Genomic DNA, 14,688 nt, shown 5'->3' with positions numbered 1-14,688 from the left:
TTCACATGCTTCCAAAACAAGATATCATGTTAAAATTAGCGGAAATTGAAGAAAGCCTCAATCAGTTGGAACAAAGTCTGCATGATCGCATCTCAGTTGAAGAGCAGGAAGGATTGAGTACGTTATCGGATCAAATACAGAAGATGGATTGTCAATTAAGCTCTGTAGAAAGACATACAGCCTCAAAATCCGTTCTTATGAAAAATAGAGAAAAGTCCTACGTCTTACAAAAACTTGAATTATCCTTTAAGACGTCTTAAACTGACTTTATAAGAAAGTAGCATCGTGCTACTTTTATTTTTTGTCTAGATATTTGCATGGAGGGCTATTTTTTGGAACAATTGAATCAATTAACAGGGGACCTTCTCGTACTGGTGGAGAAGATGATGAATGAATATAAAAAGAGGCGTGAATCTGGTGAGAAAGGGGATTTTTACTCTGAAGTAAAACCTTTTGCTGACGAAGTGAAAGAGAAAAATGATGCATGGAAAGAACTTTCCATGAACTGGATTCAAGAATATAGGCCGAAACACCTTCATTTACCTCAAATCATAAACACTTTTGACAATATTGAAATGCTGTCGGTCCATTGTTTTTTTCCAGAGTCGAGTTATAACCGTTTCATCAGTCATTACCAATCTATCTCCTATGTTTTAGGGACTCAGTTGGATGAATTGAAAGAAAAATAAGAGGCTGCCGTTTTGGCAGCCTCTTTGTTATGGAGTTGTAAGGGCACTTTCTTCTGAAGTATTAATCTGCTTCGCTAATTCTTTATAGTGGTGAAAAGTAATCTCATTTGAAATATAAAGTTTTTTGGCCAGCGTAAGAAGTTCTTGTTGATCGGTTGCTTGATATTGTTTACTGCTTTCATATCTTTTCAGCAATTCGTTAAGGTCCATCTTGATTCCTCCCAATACTTATATTTCTTAAGAATGATGATCGCTTTCATCTATTTTTATCCTATCATAGAAAACCCTTTCTTTAAGTTTTAAGAATAGTGTAACTTCCGACATTCTTCTTGAAGATTGTCGAAAGATCTTTATGGGTGGTTTCACCAATTTTACAGTCAATACATAAAGTATAGTAACCATAAAAAGTAGGGGGGCTAAATATGAATTCTTCACCTTATTCGAGACAGATGCAATATCAACCATATCCTAATCACCATTTTCAGCCTGGGAATATGGGGCCAATGATGAACTATCCTGTACAGGGGATGAGGCCGCCGAATTATGGACCGTATCTCCCGAATTATTTACCACAGCCGGATGGACCTTATACAGTAGCAGGGAGTCAGATGAATCAATATCAGCAGATGAATCAATATCAGCAGATGAATCAGCCTCAGCAAATGAATCCATATTTTGAAAATCCTCTTCAACAGAAAGAATACAATCCTTACCAGGTGAAGGCAATGGAACAACAGTCATACGCCAATCCTTATCCGAAAGCATCATTTATGGCGAAACCCTCTTCAAGTGGGGTAAGTGGCATCATGAAATCCTTTAAGTCGCAGGACGGTTCATTGGATTTCAACAAAATGATGAATACAACAGGACAAATGATGGGGGCCGTCAATCAAGTATCTTCTCTTGTAAAAGGTCTAGGCGGGATATTTAAATTTTAAAATATGATGAAATAAAGGAGCTGCAAATGACGCAGCTCCTTTTCATTTAGTCAATTTGAATTCGGTTTCCGGACTCTTTGTTCACTTTCACCGTTAATAACCCATCTTTATAAGATGCTTTCACTTTCTTTTCGTTAACAACCCTTGGAAAGGAGATGGTCCGGCTACTCTTTCTCAAAGATTGTTTCCGTTTAATGGTTTGATGCTTTTCACTTTCTTCTGAGTATGTTTCCTTATTTGTCACTGAAATAGTGATGGACTGAGGGTACACATCCAGTTGTATTTGCTCTTTTGTTACGCCGGGAAGTTCTGCGCTGACTACATAATGATCATCGGTTTCAGACAATTCAACCGGAAATGAGCCAAAAGGATTGGAAGAGGATGCAAAGAACTCATCGATGCTTTGTAGCATTCCTTTCATCGGTTTTTCATGAAAGAACTCGTTCATGGAATTCATCAGGTCACCGAAACCTTTTCTGTTTGAAGAATCATTGGACATAGGTATTCCCCTTTCAGGCAAACGTATTCATACTAGTGTATGGATCTCTTACAATAATGTGCATATGACCTATACCCTAAAAAAGTCGCCTGGTCTGAAGGCACTTTATGCCAGGCTGTTCTTTTATTTATTCTTGCTTTTGAAAAAGTGAATAGTGGACCCTTATTAAATCTATTTCCTGTATGGGGAAGAGTGGAAGTGGAGAGATGATTTTTATCCTTTAGTTTCGAACATAGATTCGGTAAAATGAGTAAGAGAGGTGATAGATTTGTTTAAGAAAAATAACCTTCAACAGATAATTGAACATTTTAAGAGAGATGAAGATTTTAATAAGCAGATTGTTCATTGGCATACCATAGAAGAAAAACCGGCACAATTGGTGGATATGCCAAATGAATTAGACGATAGAATCGAACGTGCGTTGCAAAAAAGAGGGGTAGAAAGGCTATATACCCATCAATACACAGCTTTTAAGCTGGCCATGGAGGGGCAAAGCTTCACAGCCGTCACGCCAACCGCTTCAGGGAAGACGCTTTGTTACAACCTCCCCGTATTACAAACGATTATGGATAATCCTGACTCGAGGGCACTATACATTTTCCCAACTAAGGCACTGGCCCAGGATCAAAAGAGTGAATTGAACGAGATCATTGCTGAGGCCGAGGTGTCTATTAATAGTTATACATATGATGGGGATACTTCAGCCAATATCCGTCAAAAAGTACGAAAAGCCGGGCATATCGTCATCACAAACCCCGATATGCTTCACTCAGCGATTCTTCCACATCATACAAAATGGGTGTCATTATTCGAAAACTTAAAGTATGTCATAATCGATGAACTTCATATATATAGAGGCGTGTTCGGATCACACGTCAGTAATGTGATACGGAGATTGAAGCGAATCTGTGAATTCTATGGTGCTTCCCCAGTATTTATCTGTACATCTGCAACGATAGCCAATCCTAAAGAACTGGCAGAGCACCTGACCGGCGAGGAAATGAAATTAATCGACAATAACGGGGCACCGAGTGCCAAGAAACATTTCGTATTCTACAATCCGCCCATCGTCAATAAACCACTTAATATCCGCCGAAGCGCAACCCTGGAAGTGAGAAGGATTGCCGGAGAACTACTGAAGAATAAAGTACAAACCATTATTTTTGCCAGAAGCAGGGTACGGGTGGAAATTATCCTCACCTATTTACAAGAATTAGTGAAAAGTCAACTAGGTGCAAAATCCATCAGGGGTTACCGCGGGGGATATCTTCCGACTCAGCGCAGAGAGATTGAAAAAGGATTGAGAAATGGAGAAATATATGGGGTAGTCAGTACGAATGCACTTGAACTGGGTGTCGATATTGGCCAATTACAAGTGTGTATCATGACTGGTTATCCAGGGACGATTGCAAGTGCTTGGCAGCAGGCAGGCAGAGCGGGAAGACGACATGGAGAATCTCTCGTCATAATGGTTGCGAGTTCAAGCCCGCTAGATCAATTCATTATCGAACACCCGAATTATTTCTTTGAGCAGACTCCTGAAACGGCAAGGATCAATCCTGATAATTTAATCATCCTCATTGATCATATCAAGTGTGCCGCCTATGAACTCCCCTTCAGAGAAGGAGAGCAATTTGGAAGCCACGAAATAGAAGATATATTGGAATTTTTGGTAGAGGAGCGGGTTATCCATAAGAATGGGGCGAAATGGTATTGGATGAATGATGTGTTCCCTGCTCATAACATCAGCCTTCGTTCAGCGTCCCAGGAAAATGTCATCATCATTGATCAAACGGACATTTCATCTGTGAAAGTGATCGGTGAAATGGACCGTTTTTCTGCTATGACATTATTGCATGACGAAGCCATTTATTTACATCAGGGTGTCCAGTTTCAAGTAGAGAAACTGGACTGGGAAGAAAAGAAGGCATATGTAAGGGAGGTAGATGTGGATTACTTTACGGATGCCAACCTCGCTGTACAATTAAGGGTATTGGAAACAGATAGAATAAGAGAATCAGAAATGTTCGAAATTGCGTTTGGAGATGTAACGGTCCAAGCAATGGCAACCATTTTTAAGAAAATCAAATTCGATACGCACGAGAATATCGGTTCGGGCCCGATACACCTTCCAGAAGAGGAGCTTCACACAAATTCCAGCTGGATTTCACTTAAGGATGATGGTTCTTTCAGTCAGGAACGGCTTGAAGAGGGACTTATCGGGGTATCCCAAAGCATAAAATCGATCATTCCGTTATTTGTTATGTGTGATCCAAGTGATATTTTTGTTGTCCCACAAATAAAAGCTGCCCATAATGAACGGCCGACGATTTTTATATACGACCGGTATCCTGGGGGGATCGGGCTTAGTGAAAAGGTATATGACCAGATAGAGGAAGTCCTCCTTGAGACATCTGCCATGATTGAGCGATGTCCATGTCAAAGTGGCTGTCCGTCCTGTATCGGAATGGAGCACTCACTCGACACGGCCAAAACCGATTCATTAAAGCTTCTACATCTTTTCCTTCAATGAAGAAAGGAAGTAAACAAGCATGTCTTTGAAAAATAAATTAACGAGGATGAAAAAACATATTATCCGGGAAGAGGGAGAGGGCTCGTCTGTAAAACCTCCGGCTGAGGATGTGTCTGTAGACCTTCCTTTCCTTGACTTATGGAAAGATAACGGATCTACTCTTTATTTCATTGATGATGATTTCTGTCTGGTGAGGGAAAAACGTTACCCCCTCCATCATCAACATGGCAAATATACGTTCAAGGAATTCATTAAAGCCGTCGACGCATGGCAAGGGTTTACAGGAGAACATCCTTTGTCTTCGAAAGGGATGAGTCATGATGAAATGTTTTTCTTCGATACGGAAACAACCGGACTCGGTGGAGGGGTTGGTAATACCATCTTCCTCCTGGGGCATGGAAAAGTGACAGATACAGAAGTCATCGTAACACAGCACTTTCTTCCACAGCCAGGGAGTGAAATTCCTTTATATCACAGCTTTTTAAGCAACGTGGATTACAATGCGCTGGTGACTTATAATGGGAAAGCCTTTGATTGGCCACAAGTTAAAACAAGGCATACTCTCATTAAAGATCATGTACCGAAACTGCCTGCATTTGGGCATTTCGATTTATACCACGGTTCCAGAAGGCTTTTTAAGCATAAACTGGAATCTGTAAAGCTCATTAATGTAGAGCGGAATATCCTTGGTTTTAATAGAGTAGATGATGTTCCAGGCTATCTTGCGCCTATGATCTATTTTGATTACATCGATCGTAAAGACCCGGAAGGAATCTTCAAGGTCATGACCCATAATGAACTGGATATCTTATCACTCATTACTCTCTATACTCACTTGACCTTCCAACTCCTGAACGTCCACGAACAGGCAACCGGGGAAGAGAGGTTTGAAGTAGGTAGATGGCTCGAATATACCGGTAACAGGTTGATTGCCAAGGAACGCTACGAGGCATTGATTAAAGAAGATAAAACACCAAATTATGATGCCATCCATCAGCTGGCTCTACAGTATAAGAGAGAAAAACAAACCGATAAGGCGACTGAATTGTGGGAGCGCACCCAGGAAGGAGCACCTGATTCCATCCGAAAGACAGCATTGCTTGAACTGGCTAAATTATATGAACACAAAACAAAGGATCTAAAGCTTGCCATGGAGAGGTGCGAACAGTTAATGGCTTTAATCGGCAAAACGGAGGAAGGTAGTAAAAAGGACTTTACAGTATCGGAAAATCTGATTCATCGAATGGACAGGATAAAGAGGAAAATGGACAAATAAATAGAACCTCCATCAGAGTCAGGAAAAGGTTGTAATTATTTAGTATGAAAGTGGTTCCATCTTCTTATTTTTATATTGAGAATTTTCTAAAGTAGTTGTAAAATAATTAATTGTGTTGAAAATTTTTAAAATGAAGAAGGAATGATGGAAATGAACCGTGCAATCTTAATTTTATTCTTTGTTGTCATTGGTTTGACAGCCTTTGTTTTCACCAATTATTCACAAAGTTTATATAGCTTCATGTAAGTATAACAAAATAACTCCCTAAAAATAGGTATTTTCATTAGTACATGTACCCTCTTCATTTCATAGGCTATTATTGTAACAACTAAGCGATGAAAGGAGAGCGTTAGTATGTATTGTAGACCAAGACCTAATCAAGTACTTCCTGCAGTTGTACACCCGACTAAATGTTGTGTGAATAACAACATGACGACCTATGAGGTGCCTCATATCCACCCAACTCACACGACAAACGTGAATAATGTTATGTACCAACATAAACATTATTTCCCGCAAACACAATCACAAGTTGACAGTGTTTCACATCAACAGTTTAATTGTGGTGGCGGACCTGGAGGCCCAGGCGGACCTCAGGGACCTCAAGGCCCAGGCGGCCCGGGAGGACCAGGATTCGGACCACGTCCGAGGCCACCATTTGGACCATATGGCATGGGAAGATAATTAAATGACCTGAAGGGGGGATGCCTCTAGAAGACTAGGTTCAGCGTTATTGTGCTCAAGCATTGTATCGCTTACGAAAGAGTTGCCGGTCTTACTAGAGCCGTCCCTCCTTTTTATGTTGAAGTCCATGATCAAATTAGTTCTCCTTGACTTCAGAATCGGATGAAATATGATACAATAGACTGTAAAGGATTAGGGTACACTAAGGGATGAAGAGCGCCGGATGTATCCAAAGTTTACTAAAGGGGTTTTCCATTTGGGAAATGTTTCATGCATAACGGGATATAAATCCTTTGAACTGGGAATTTTCAAACAGGATGACAAGTCAGTTTATTACATAAAACAAGCGCTGAAGAAAGAACTCCAATCCCTCTTGGATGATGGATTGGAATGGGTGATCATCAGCGGACAGCTTGGTGTTGAACTGTGGGGTGCAGAAGTGGTATTTGACCTTCAGGAAGATTATCCTGAGCTTAAACTGGCCGTTTTGACACCATTTATCTCTCAGGAAGAGAAATGGAATGATCAAAATAAAGAATACTACGAGCTTATCCTTTCTCAAGCTGATTTTGTCGAAACCATTTCAAAAGAGCCTTATAAGAACCCTCAGCAGTTTCGGAATAAGAACCAATTATTTTTACAAAAGAGCCATTCATGTATCATTTTATATGATGAGGAAAAAGAAGGTTCTCCTAAGTATTTCTATGAAGAAGCCAAGAGGAAGAAAGAAAGTGATCCATCCTTTGATATGAGGGCGATTGGATTCCAAGATCTGCAATGGATCGTCGAAGAAGAACAGTGGTAAAGAATGTAGAAACTGGTTTTTTACCCAACATTTTGGAATAGTACTTTGAAATAGGATTGACAAAATGAAGGTTATTTGAAAAAATGATAGTGATAAATATAGAGGTGAATAGAATGATTTCAGATAAAGTGAAATTAACGGCAAAGGATATTCTCGAAAAAGAGTTCAAAAGTGGAATGCGAGGATATAAGCCTGAAGATGTGGATAAATTTTTAGATTTAATTATTAAAGATTATGAAACCTTTCATCAAGAGATAGAAGACCTGCAACAGGAAAACCTGCGGTTGAAGAAGCAGGCCGAGGGTGCTGCGAAGCAACGTTCTGCCGCACCACAGCAACAAACCGGGACAACGAATTTCGATATTCTAAAGCGTCTATCTAACTTAGAGAAACACGTTTTTGGAAATAAACTATACGACTGATTTTTCCAGTTGAATTATTGGTATGAATAACGTATAATGAATTATTGCTGATCCTTAATGGTGTTTGGGTAATCGCTGCAACTTCATGTTGTAGAGGAAAGTCCATGCTCGCACGGTGCTGAGATGCACGTAGTGTTCGTGCCTAGCCAATTCATAAGCTAGGGCAGCTCATCCCGAGCTGACGGCAGGGAAAACATCTAAGTCCTTTCCGGGATATGGTGTGACTACTTTGAAAGTGCCACAGTGACGAAGTCCTGTTAGAAATGGCAGGAGTGGAACGAGGTAAACCCCACGAGCGAGAAACCCAAATTTGGTAGGGGAATCCTCTCAGAGGAATTGAACGAAGAGAGGGACAAAGGAATCTCCTTTGTAGATAGATGATTACCGCCCGAGTACGAGACGAACAGTCGCCTGCAGTACAACGGAACAAAACATGGCTTACAGAACACTATTACGGGATAAGAGCAATCTGGATTAAATAATGCAAGTGACTGATACATGCAGGTAATACACTGCTCTTTTGTATCAGTCCTTTTTATTTTACGGACAACAGGACTATACTATTGATACATGGATATTTATAGACGGAGTGTGACAAAGATGGGTACATATACATTAATTGCAACAGCAGCGATGGGTTTGGAATCGATCGTTGCCAAAGAAGTGAAGGAACTGGGTTACGAATGTCAGGTCGAGAACGGGAAGGTCATCTTTAAGGGTGATGAAACAGTGATTGCCCGGGCCAATATGTGGCTGAGGACTGCTGACAGAATCAAGATTCTTGTGGGTGAATTTAAAGCGTATTCCTTTGATGAGTTATTTGAGAATACTAAGAAGCTGCCATGGGAGGATTTCTTACCTGTTGATGCCGAGTTTCCAGTGCAGGGGAAATCCGTTAAGTCAAAACTATATAGTGTGCCAGACTGTCAGGCCATCGTGAAAAAAGCGATAGTAGAACGACTACGTTCTGCTTATAAAAAAACTTCCTGGCTGGATGAAACCGGACCGCTCTTTAAAATTGAGGTTGCAATCCACAAAGATGTGGCAAGCATAACATTGGATACAAGTGGTCAAGGTCTTCATAAAAGGGGATATAGAATTGGACAGGGGGAGGCTCCATTAAAGGAAACGTTGGCAGCGGCTCTGATCCAATTGACCACCTGGAACCCGGACCGTCCGTTTGTAGATCCGTTCTGCGGGTCTGGAACCATTGCGATAGAAGCCGCTTTGATCGGGCAGAATATTGCGCCTGGCTTCAACCGGGAATTTTTGTCCGAGAACTGGCCGATGATGCCTGCTGAAGTATGGGAGAAAACGCGTCTTGAAGCAGAGGATTTGGCAAACTATGATCAGCCTCTTGAAATACTCGGCACGGATATCGATCACCGGATGATTGAAGTTTCCAAAGAGAATGCCCTGGAAGCCGGACTTGGAGACCTTGTGAAATTCAAGCAGATGCAAGTCAGGGACTTCACTTCACAATTAGAATACGGAATCATCGTTGGAAATCCTCCATATGGAGAACGTTTAGGTGAACGTAAAGAAGTAGAAAAAATGTATCAGGAAATGGGAAGGGCCTTTGAAAAGCTCGATACCTGGTCTGTATATATGATGACTTCCCATGAAAACTTTGAACAGTGCTATGGCAAGCAAGCCACCAAGAAACGTAAATTGTTCAATGGATTCATCCGTACGGACTATTATCAATTCTTTGGACCGCGTCCGCCAAGAAAATGATTCTTTATGAACGAATGAAAAAAGATGAAGAAGTTCAGAATATCCCTCACTCTTCCTGCGTATAATAGTTCTATCATTTTTAGAGGAGTGAAAGAGGATGGACCATTCTTTCATCGATTTCAATAAAATCTATCAGGCCATACAAAGCTCTATTTCTTCAATATCTGGGGAAGAAGGGGCGGCCATTCAACCAGATTTACATGAAGCTGCAAAAAATCTCGATCAGGCATTTCAATATGAATTATTGAGAAAAAAGAGAATATACGACTGAGTACATTCTATTCTCGGGAGATCAGGGACATCCATACAAATGGTAGACTCACCCATTGTATGGAGAGTCTCTTTTCTTTTGGTTGTGGAATGCTTGTCTATATACGAGGAAAATGGAGAAATGAATAATCAATTTTCTCTTTTCAATAAGAAAGAATTCTAGTAAATTAGAAATATTGTGTTACTCAGGAGGTCCACATGAGAAGAAAATTACCATTCGAACTTACTAAGGAACAATCCTTTTATGAAGCATTATCCGATTGGGTCGGGGATGTTTTTTATGATATATTGCCTGAAAAGGGTTTTGATTTACGGGATGAACAGGTCTTCATGGCCTTTCAGCTTAATCAGGCTTATAAGAATAAACAGGTCATGTTTGCTGAAGCCGGTGTTGGGACAGGAAAGACTCTCGTGTATCTCTTATATGCCCTTTCCTATGCGAGATATACCGGTAAGCCTGCCATTATCGCTTGTGCGGATGAAACGCTCATCGAGCAGATTGTGAAAAAAGAAGGGGACATAAAGAAGCTTGAACATGCCCTTGATTTAGACATTGATGTTCGTTTGGCAAAGTCACGGGAGCAATACCTATGCATAAAGAAATTAGAAGAGAATGTTTCGGAAAGTGAAGTATTCCAAGATATGTGGGAAGAGTTGCCTGGCTTTGTTCATGATAATTCTTCCATGAGAAGTTTCAGTCATTACGGTGATCGTAAAGAGTATGCCGGGTTGTCGGATGATGAGTGGAATCAGGTAGGATGGGACTCCCTTCAGGACTGCATGTCCTGTGTTTATCGTCATCGCTGCGGTCTCACTCTTCATCGTGAACACTATCGGAATGCATCTGACCTGATCATCTGTTCCCACGATTTTTATATGGAGCATATTTGGACGAAAGATAGCAGAAAACGAGAGGGGCAGCTGCCACTCCTGCCGGAAGCAAGCTCAGTAGTCTTTGATGAGGGGCACTTATTGGAATTCGCTTCTCAAAAAGCGATGACCTACCGTATGAGGATGGAGACACTTGAAGGGTTATTGGAAAAGCTTTCTGCTTCTGACATGAGGGAGGAGACCCTCTATATCATTGAGGATATCATGTTGGATAACGAAAAGTGGTTCGAACTCCTGGAGAGGGAGTCAATAGGTGAGACGGGTTCAGTACGTCAATATATCTCCCGTTCGAAATCCATATTAGAGCAGGGCAAATTGCTAACGGAAAGAATCGAAAGCCTGTTGAACGAGCTCGTATTTGAGTCTGAAATGTATGTCATGGATGATTATCTATTAAAAGTAGTAGAAGAATACCTGGAACAGATCCAATATTCTTTGAAACTGTTTTTAGATGATGAAAAAGGGATTTACTGGTTGGAAACAACTGAGGAGGAACATACCTTTGTCGTAATGCCGAGGTTAGTGGAGGAAATTCTTAGAGATCACGTTTTTTCTCAACAAATCCCATTCATTTTTTCTTCGGCAACCCTTTCATATAATAAAGACTTCTCATATGTGTCTCAATCACTGGGGATTGAAAAATATGAAAAATTCTCGGTTGAATCTCCATATGAATATGAAGAGATGATGAAAGCGTATCTTCCATCATTGGAGTCCGGAAATCATTCGAAAAATAAGTATGCATGGGACAAACTGAAGAGCAATCAAGGAAAATCGTTGATACTTTTTTCATCCAAAGATGAAATGAACGCCTTTAGATCCTATCAAATGGAGCAGGGAGAACAAGCGTGGAATGTTATTTATGAAGGTGACCGAGAAATCAGTGAAACCGTAAAGCAATTCCAGGAGGAAACGTCCACCGTTCTATGTTCGTATCACTTATGGGAAGGATTGGACGTCCCAGGAGAGTCCCTTTCACAGGTGATGATCTACTCGCTTCCATTCCCGCCGAAGGATCCGGTATTTGATGCGAAACGTAATCATGCCGTAAATCCTAAAGATGAAGTAGATATTCCTTATATGCTGCTTCGCTTAAGGCAAGGAATCGGCCGTCTGATTCGGACGAGTGAAGACAAGGGGAGCGTCCATGTCCTTATGACAGAAGATGAAACATCATATAGAAACTTGGTAGAATCTGTTCTACCCGTTGGTATTGAAGTGTTGAACGTATAGAGAAAGAGCCGCCTGAATGGGCGGTTTTTTTATTGGGTTGAAAGATTACAGGATTTCTGTGGTGACATACAGAGTCGATAATATATTGATCGAAGTCGATAATTAAAAGCTACGTGTTACCATTTCATTCATAAAATCCCCTCTCCAATCAATCTTTCCTGAACCAAGTTGCCAGAAAAATATGATAAAATAGATTGAATGTTAAAAAGGGGGCTTTTTTAATGAAAGAATCAATTGCAGAGACAAAAAATCGATTTCTGGATTATGTAAAGAAAATGTCTGCATACAACGAAGCGCTTGCTTTGATGTTCTGGGACTTACGGACAGGTGCACCAAAAAATGGTGCCGAGCAACGGTCGGAAGTAATCGGGATGCTATCATCTGAAATGTTTGAAATGTCCACTTCAAATGAAATGGCCGCATATCTGGCGAAGCTTTCCCCAGAAGTGGATCAATTGGATGAGATGACACAAAAATTACTAGAAGAATGTCAAAAAGAGTATGATCGAAATAAAAAAATTCCAGCCTTTGAATACAGGGAGTATGTGGTTTTGCAGTCGAAAGCTGAAGGCATCTGGGAAGAGGCGAAGGAGAAGGCTGATTTTGATATGTTCCAGCCTTATTTAGAAAAGCTGGTGGCATTTACGAAGAGATTCATTGATTATTGGGGCTACGAAGATAACAAGTATAATACGTTACTTGATATGTATGAGCCAGGTGTAACCGTTGAGGTGTTGGATAAAGTATTTGGCGACCTTAGGGATCAAATCGTTCCACTTGTACATAAAATTTCCGAATCGGATAATAAGCCACATACGGATTTCCTTTTTGAACATTTTCCAAAGGATAAGCAAAAGGAGTTTAGTCTGAAAATCCTTAATCAAATGGGATATGATTTCGATTCAGGGAGGTTAGATGAAACGGTCCATCCTTTTGCAATTGGTTTAAACCCTGGTGATGTGAGGGTAACAACTAAGTATGATGAGAAGGATTGGAGAACAGCCGTCTTTGGAACAATTCACGAAGGTGGTCATGCTCTGTACGAACAGAATATCTCCAAGGATTTGGTGGGTACTCCATTATGTACGGGAACATCGATGGGCATTCATGAATCTCAATCATTGTTCTATGAAAATTTTGTCGGGAGAGATCATTCTTTCTGGAAACAGAATTATTCATTACTGAAGGAATATGCGACAGGACAGTTTGATACCATTGAACTGGACGATTTCTACAGGGCGATCAATGAATCGAAGCCTTCCTTGATCCGGATTGAAGCGGACGAATTAACCTACGCCCTTCATATCATCATCCGCTACGAAATAGAGAAAGGATTATTTAATGATGAATTCGAAGTGAAAGATCTCCCGGAAATCTGGAATCAAAAATATGAAGACTATCTGGGTATTCGCCCTTCCAATAACGGGGAAGGTGTTCTTCAGGATGTCCACTGGGCAGGGGGGAGTTTTGGTTACTTCCCATCTTACGCTTTGGGATATATGTATGCAGCCCAGTTTAAACGTGCCATGTTGAAGGATTTGCCACACTATGAGGATTTGTTGGAAATAGGGGATCTAGCTCCTATTAAAGAATGGTTAACAACAAACGTTCATCAGTGGGGAAAAATGAAAAAACCGCTGGAAATCATCAAGGAAGTAACTGGAGAAGGGCTAAACGCCCAATACTTAGCCGATTATTTACTGGAGAAGTATTCAACGGTCTATTCCTTGAATTAACAAATATATTGGAGGCAAAATCATGGAAATTAAAGTAGCGTCACTTGAGGATAAACTCCTTGTTGGAATTGGTTGGACAGGTCCCTATGGAAGAGGGGGCGAGATCCCCAGACTATTTACGAAGTTTCAACAAATGATCCCATCCATTCACCACATCAATGGAGATGAATGCCTATACGCACCTTTTCATGATCGAGCGACTGATTTTACGTATTACTGTACCGTAGAAGTGGATTGGGTCGAGAAGCTTCCCCCGGGGTTGGTTGAGTTGTCACTGCCTGCAGGTGAGTATGCCCATGCCCTGTATGAAGGATTGTCAACGGAAGTAGAGCAAGCTTATTTCTCTATCTTCAACTGGATTAAAGAAAATGGATTTGAAAAAGATTACTCCAGATTGAGTGTAGAGAAATATTTATTTCAGGATAGGGAAATCAACGAATCGGAAGATAAACGGAAATTAGAGTTGTTTGTCCCAATTAAAGAGAAATAGTAAAGAGGAGGCTTCTGTTGAAGTCTCCTCTTTTTAGTGATGTCGCATCTGAGCGAGCCGCCTGCGCTTTTTGAGTTGTCTAGCTCCGGCGACTAGAGGCTCGAGGTCATAAGACGAACCAACCAAAAAGGCCAAGTGCGCCTTTCCGGTTGGTTCGTCTTATGCTTGTCGCCTCTGCACGAGCCGCCTACGCTTTTCGAGTTGTCCAGCTCCGGCGGCTAGAGGCTCGAGGTCATAAGACGAACCAACCAAAAAGGCCAAGTGCGCCTTTCCGGTTGGTTCGTCTTATGCTTGTCGCCTCTGAACGAGCCGCCTACGCTTTTCGAGTTGTCCAGCTCCGGCGGCTAGAGGCTCGAGGTCATAAGTCAAACCAACCAAAAAGGCCAAGAGCGCCTTTCCGGTTGGTTCGTCTTATGCTTGTCGCCTCTGAACGAGCCGCCTACGCTTTTCGAGTTGTCCAGCTCCGGCGGCTAGAGGCTCGAGGT

15 protein-coding genes and 1 other RNA gene are annotated in these 14,688 nt (G+C 41.2%); 14 read left to right on the top strand and 2 right to left on the bottom strand.

What is annotated here, in order from left to right; translation table 11 throughout:
- Positions 1-5: 5 nt before the first annotated feature.
- Together ACIGG7_RS21615 and ACIGG7_RS21610 are read left to right on the top strand one after the other, a co-directional pair.
- The gene (locus ACIGG7_RS21615; protein WP_224940413.1) at positions 6-260 is read left to right on the top strand and encodes a hypothetical protein; all 255 of its coding nucleotides are present in this window, start codon (positions 6-8) and stop codon (positions 258-260) included.
- A 72-nt stretch (positions 261-332) separates the two neighbouring features.
- Complete coding sequence (locus ACIGG7_RS21610) at positions 333-689, top strand: YppE family protein (protein WP_224940414.1); 357 nt, start codon at positions 333-335, stop codon at positions 687-689.
- A gap of 27 nt (positions 690-716) precedes the next feature.
- Here the strand turns inward: ACIGG7_RS21610 and yppF are convergent, their stop codons facing one another.
- Positions 717-899: a YppF family protein gene (yppF, locus tag ACIGG7_RS21605; RefSeq protein ID WP_224940415.1), complete on the bottom strand. Its 183-nt coding sequence runs from the start codon at positions 897-899 to the stop codon at positions 717-719.
- Positions 900-1,111: 212 nt separating this feature from the next.
- Here yppF and ACIGG7_RS21600 point away from each other — a divergent pair, with 212 nt between their 5' ends.
- Complete coding sequence (locus ACIGG7_RS21600) at positions 1,112-1,627, top strand: YppG family protein (protein WP_397551006.1); 516 nt, start codon at positions 1,112-1,114, stop codon at positions 1,625-1,627.
- Between the two features lie 46 nt (positions 1,628-1,673).
- Here ACIGG7_RS21600 and ACIGG7_RS21595 read toward each other — a convergent pair whose 3' ends face one another.
- Positions 1,674-2,126 carry an Hsp20/alpha crystallin family protein gene (locus ACIGG7_RS21595; RefSeq protein WP_224940417.1) on the bottom strand — a complete coding sequence of 151 codons (453 nt, stop codon included), beginning with the start codon at positions 2,124-2,126 and terminating at the stop codon, positions 1,674-1,676.
- Positions 2,127-2,394: 268 nt separating this feature from the next.
- On the opposite strand from ACIGG7_RS21595, the gene ACIGG7_RS21590 reads away from it, so the two are divergent.
- The 11 genes from ACIGG7_RS21590 to ACIGG7_RS21540 all read left to right on the top strand — a co-directional run bounded on the left by ACIGG7_RS21590 (position 2,395) and on the right by ACIGG7_RS21540 (position 14,203).
- The gene (locus ACIGG7_RS21590) at positions 2,395-4,659 is read left to right on the top strand and encodes a DEAD/DEAH box helicase (RefSeq protein ID WP_397551005.1); all 2,265 of its coding nucleotides are present in this window, start codon (positions 2,395-2,397) and stop codon (positions 4,657-4,659) included.
- Positions 4,660-4,678: 19 nt separating this feature from the next.
- Positions 4,679-5,935: a ribonuclease H-like domain-containing protein gene (locus ACIGG7_RS21585; protein ID WP_397551004.1), complete on the top strand. Its 1,257-nt coding sequence runs from the start codon at positions 4,679-4,681 to the stop codon at positions 5,933-5,935.
- Between the two features lie 354 nt (positions 5,936-6,289).
- The gene (locus ACIGG7_RS21580; RefSeq protein ID WP_224940420.1) at positions 6,290-6,619 is read left to right on the top strand and encodes a CotD family spore coat protein; all 330 of its coding nucleotides are present in this window, start codon (positions 6,290-6,292) and stop codon (positions 6,617-6,619) included.
- Between the two features lie 223 nt (positions 6,620-6,842).
- Positions 6,843-7,424, top strand: a complete 582-nt coding sequence (locus ACIGG7_RS21575; protein WP_397551003.1) for an SLOG family protein — start codon at positions 6,843-6,845, stop codon at positions 7,422-7,424.
- A 113-nt stretch (positions 7,425-7,537) separates the two neighbouring features.
- Positions 7,538-7,846 (top strand): cell division regulator GpsB, encoded by a 309-nt coding sequence (gene gpsB, locus ACIGG7_RS21570; protein ID WP_224940422.1) that lies wholly within the window; start codon positions 7,538-7,540, stop codon positions 7,844-7,846.
- Positions 7,847-7,906: 60 nt separating this feature from the next.
- Positions 7,907-8,292: RNase P RNA component class B (rnpB, locus tag ACIGG7_RS21565), an RNA gene on the top strand.
- Positions 8,293-8,446: 154 nt separating this feature from the next.
- Positions 8,447-9,583, top strand: a complete 1,137-nt coding sequence (locus tag ACIGG7_RS21560) for a THUMP domain-containing class I SAM-dependent RNA methyltransferase (protein WP_224940423.1) — start codon at positions 8,447-8,449, stop codon at positions 9,581-9,583.
- Between the two features lie 97 nt (positions 9,584-9,680).
- Positions 9,681-9,854, top strand: coding sequence for a hypothetical protein (locus ACIGG7_RS21555; RefSeq protein WP_224940424.1), 174 nt, complete (start codon positions 9,681-9,683; stop codon positions 9,852-9,854).
- Positions 9,855-10,051: 197 nt separating this feature from the next.
- Positions 10,052-11,977 carry an ATP-dependent DNA helicase gene (locus ACIGG7_RS21550; protein WP_397551002.1) on the top strand — a complete coding sequence of 642 codons (1,926 nt, stop codon included), beginning with the start codon at positions 10,052-10,054 and terminating at the stop codon, positions 11,975-11,977.
- Positions 11,978-12,198: 221 nt separating this feature from the next.
- Positions 12,199-13,713 (top strand): carboxypeptidase M32, encoded by a 1,515-nt coding sequence (locus ACIGG7_RS21545; protein WP_397551001.1) that lies wholly within the window; start codon positions 12,199-12,201, stop codon positions 13,711-13,713.
- 22 nt (positions 13,714-13,735) lie between these two features.
- Positions 13,736-14,203 carry a GyrI-like domain-containing protein gene (locus ACIGG7_RS21540; RefSeq protein ID WP_397551000.1) on the top strand — a complete coding sequence of 156 codons (468 nt, stop codon included), beginning with the start codon at positions 13,736-13,738 and terminating at the stop codon, positions 14,201-14,203.
- The last annotated feature ends 485 nt before the right edge of the window (positions 14,204-14,688 follow it).

This window comes from Rossellomorea sp. NPDC077527 (genome assembly GCF_044542955.1).
GTDB classification, from domain to species: Bacteria; Bacillota; Bacilli; order Bacillales; family Bacillaceae_B; genus Rossellomorea; species Rossellomorea aquimaris_E.
The sequence above is the reverse complement of the archived record's forward strand: the minus strand, read 5'-3'. Positions and strand labels throughout refer to the sequence as shown.

What these genes read in the sequence shown, in the direction of transcription:
- ACIGG7_RS21615 (WP_224940413.1), top strand. Translation starts at nt 6, where the DNA reads ATGCTTCCAAAACAAGATATCATGTTAAAATTAGCGGAAATTGAAGAA.
- ACIGG7_RS21575 (WP_397551003.1), top strand. Translation starts at nt 6,843, where the DNA reads ATGTATCCAAAGTTTACTAAAGGGGTTTTCCATTTGGGAAATGTTTCA.
- ACIGG7_RS21600 (WP_397551006.1), top strand. Translation starts at nt 1,112, where the DNA reads ATGAATTCTTCACCTTATTCGAGACAGATGCAATATCAACCATATCCT.
- ACIGG7_RS21580 (WP_224940420.1), top strand. Translation starts at nt 6,290, where the DNA reads ATGTATTGTAGACCAAGACCTAATCAAGTACTTCCTGCAGTTGTACAC.
- ACIGG7_RS21555 (WP_224940424.1), top strand. Translation starts at nt 9,681, where the DNA reads ATGGACCATTCTTTCATCGATTTCAATAAAATCTATCAGGCCATACAA.
- ACIGG7_RS21560 (WP_224940423.1), top strand. Translation starts at nt 8,447, where the DNA reads ATGGGTACATATACATTAATTGCAACAGCAGCGATGGGTTTGGAATCG.
- ACIGG7_RS21545 (WP_397551001.1), top strand. Translation starts at nt 12,199, where the DNA reads ATGAAAGAATCAATTGCAGAGACAAAAAATCGATTTCTGGATTATGTA.
- ACIGG7_RS21595 (WP_224940417.1), bottom strand. Translation starts at nt 2,126, where the DNA reads ATGTCCAATGATTCTTCAAACAGAAAAGGTTTCGGTGACCTGATGAAT.
- ACIGG7_RS21540 (WP_397551000.1), top strand. Translation starts at nt 13,736, where the DNA reads ATGGAAATTAAAGTAGCGTCACTTGAGGATAAACTCCTTGTTGGAATT.
- ACIGG7_RS21585 (WP_397551004.1), top strand. Translation starts at nt 4,679, where the DNA reads ATGTCTTTGAAAAATAAATTAACGAGGATGAAAAAACATATTATCCGG.
- yppF (WP_224940415.1), bottom strand. Translation starts at nt 899, where the DNA reads ATGGACCTTAACGAATTGCTGAAAAGATATGAAAGCAGTAAACAATAT.
- ACIGG7_RS21550 (WP_397551002.1), top strand. Translation starts at nt 10,052, where the DNA reads ATGAGAAGAAAATTACCATTCGAACTTACTAAGGAACAATCCTTTTAT.
- gpsB (WP_224940422.1), top strand. Translation starts at nt 7,538, where the DNA reads ATGATTTCAGATAAAGTGAAATTAACGGCAAAGGATATTCTCGAAAAA.